Annotated in this window: 3 protein-coding genes; all 3 read right to left on the bottom strand. The window is 44.4% G+C overall.

Features of this window, described 5'->3' with window-relative positions; all coding sequences use genetic code 11:
- A partial coding sequence (locus ACWVCM_RS12220; RefSeq protein WP_455202034.1) for a DUF2235 domain-containing protein occupies positions 1 to 733 on the bottom strand: 733 nt, incomplete at its 3' end.
- 18 nt (positions 734 to 751) lie between these two features.
- Positions 752 to 1,099, bottom strand: coding sequence for a hypothetical protein (locus ACWVCM_RS12215; RefSeq protein WP_455202033.1), 348 nt, complete (start codon positions 1,097 to 1,099; stop codon positions 752 to 754).
- A gap of 141 nt (positions 1,100 to 1,240) precedes the next feature.
- On the bottom strand, positions 1,241 to 2,632 hold the full coding sequence (locus tag ACWVCM_RS12210) for a two-component system sensor histidine kinase NtrB (protein ID WP_455202032.1): 1,392 nt from the start codon (positions 2,630 to 2,632) through the stop codon (positions 1,241 to 1,243).
- Positions 2,633 to 2,786: the final 154 nt, after the last annotated feature.

Genomic DNA, 2,786 nt, shown 5'->3' with positions numbered 1-2,786 from the left:
CCTTGAAGCTTATACCATGTTTATACGCTCGGTCGATCATCCATAGTAAAGCAATATCAGACAACCCACATTCCTTATAGCCACCACCCACATCAGAATGTACACCGGAAAACCACGTCTGATTGACACGAGTCTCGCTATTCCATTTCAGTACGGGAAAAAACTTTCTTTGCTCGTCTATCGCCATTGCATGGTAACCAGCAACAACACACTTTGGCAATTTATGGTCATTGAAATCTTCATCTGTTGTGGTTTTAACGGTGTCCCATACACCCAGCATTTCCACCGGAACATCGAAAAAGCTGCCTCTTTGTTTTAAGAGATCGGCACTGTCGGAGTCACGTTTTAAATACAGCTGCCAGCCGAGTTCGACATCACTGGCTTTAACCGGCACGCCGGAGTGCGAAATTAATCCTGCTAAACGGCGTGCAGCATAAGAGCCCCGGCTGAATCCAAAAATAAATACCTTGTTCTCATCTCGAGCCCAGTTTGTGTCCGCAAAGCGCTTTCTTAAGAAGCGGTATGCACCAAGTATTTGCCGATCCAGCCCTTTGCCATAAATGCCGCCAGGAAGTGCCTCCCAATGCGCAGTGCCGACGCCTTCTTCATAATGTACAACCTGGTTTTTTGCCGCGCATGCATTTAATATTTTAACGACATTGGTATGCTCTGGATCATCGGTGTCATTCCATGTACCGTCGCAGCCTATAATTAAATTACGGACTTTAGCCATTCCAGCAACCTCCTTCCATTAAGGTTGCCGACCTGGGTGATAAAGAACTTCATCATCCTCCGGTTTGGGCGTACCGTCACACCACCATTCAACCGTCTGTGGCACGTAGAGCCCTAACGAAATGGCTGACACTAATACATAAGCCATGTTGGTGTGATAGCGTGCTCGATACAAACCTCGGCCGTTATCGCACTTGTCAACGGGCGGCTCAGACCAGGCGAAACTGTAAAAGGAACCATGTACAGTATGTGTACCCGTTTTTGATTGTGGTGTTTTTTGGCCATCGCCTTCTATGGTCATAGTGGCGCAGCCCGACATACTGAACATTAAGCAGCAGATCAATACGGTTCGTGTAGTATTTTCCATGCTTCCCTTCCCTGATTTAGCGATCACATAACCTTAGTATATTTAATGATTAAACAATAAAAAGCGCATTTAAAAAATGCAGAATAAGGCTCCGGCTTCTTAATTCCGGCCAGCCCCCTTAACACTTCTCGTAAGACCAATCTACTTTAGTAGCAATTGAATATGAAATGTAGTGCCTACATTGACATCGGAGGTCACGGCTATCTGTCCCTGGTGCTGCTCAGTAATAATAAAGTATGCAAATGACAACCGCTTACCCGCATCGTAACTTATTTCAGGTGCATCTTTACCGACGAAGGGTTCGAACAAATACAATTGTTCTTCATCCGTTAAGCCAACACCATTGTGCTGTATTTTTATCCAGAAACTGTCATAACCTACATTCATCTGAATCTTAATGACTGGCTCGTAATCGGACTCATCCATCCGACCCAAAGCATCATAGGCATGACGAAACAAACTAAGTAACGCCTGCTGCAACTCGGTCACATAACAGGGTATCATTGGCAAATCTTTTTCATAGTTTCTTTCAATCTGTATGTCTATGAACTTGAGTCCCGACGGAGCCGATAAGACATCGCCGGCTAACTCCAGAGTATGCTCCATAACGTCGACCATGTTGGCCCGTTGTATTCTGCCACCGCGCCCGCGGGCGAAATCCTGCAAATTTTGAACAATTGATGCCACTTTTTCGCCTTTCTCATTAGCATCAGACAGCAAGCTGGTGAGTTTTTCGGGCATACCATTGCTCTTGATTTCATTAATGTATTGACTGCTATCGGCAAGTAACCGCTGAAAGGTCCTTAAGTCGAATAATATTGATTGTAGCGGCGTATTGATATCATGGGCCATTGACGACGCCAGCTCACCCATAGACGATATTTTGTCATTTTGAATCAGCATATTTTCCGCCATCATTTTCTTGGTTACATCATCGATCAGAATCACCACACCGGGTTCAATGTGATCCTGAAGTGGATAGATGGTAATATCAAAACAATATTGGCCGCGTTGAGTGTGCTTGATGGTAATCGCTTCATTCTTTTTAATAGCATCATTAACCTGTTCGGGTGAAACAGTAATTGTCGGGTAGGCTTTCCACAGATTTTTGTTTAAAACACTTTCTGCTTTAATACCCGTAATTTCTTCCGCCCGTTTATTCCACTGGGTGATTTCCCCATCTTTATTGACACCAACCAGCACCAGCGGCATGGATTCCAGGATGTTCTTTATATAGGACTCTGAAGCACGCAGCCTGGATGAGGTACTTACGTGCATGGCAATCTCATTTTCCAGCAGTTTATTGGTTTCTTTGAGTAAACGGTTTGACTCATCCAGTGTCGCTGTGCGTTCCTGCACACGCAACTCAAGTTCACTACGAATCTTGTGTAGCTCCTGGTTGGATTTGCGTAATTTTCGCCGCGTAATAAACAGAGTTATGACTGCTATCGACAATAACAGGATCAGTGTACCACCGGACCAGTTGGCGATATGCTGCCAATTGGTTGAACCATCCGGTCTTGTGAATTCCATCCTCAATCGCATTTCGGCATATAAAGGCTGGCTTTGCAGAAATAAAATTATGTAGAAAAGGTGTCTCATCATTTTTGTAACAGCATCTTCTTTTTCAATGGTAGAATCGGTCCGTGTGCAGCGCATGGTTATACGGAACTTTACTCAATTCTTT

It is taken from the genome of Kaarinaea lacus (genome assembly GCF_975902315.1).
This window is presented reverse-complemented; position numbering and strand designations above follow the sequence as displayed.

What these genes read in the sequence shown, in the direction of transcription:
- ACWVCM_RS12210 (WP_455202032.1), bottom strand. Translation starts at nt 2,632, where the DNA reads ATGGAATTCACAAGACCGGATGGTTCAACCAATTGGCAGCATATCGCC.
- ACWVCM_RS12215 (WP_455202033.1), bottom strand. Translation starts at nt 1,099, where the DNA reads ATGGAAAATACTACACGAACCGTATTGATCTGCTGCTTAATGTTCAGT.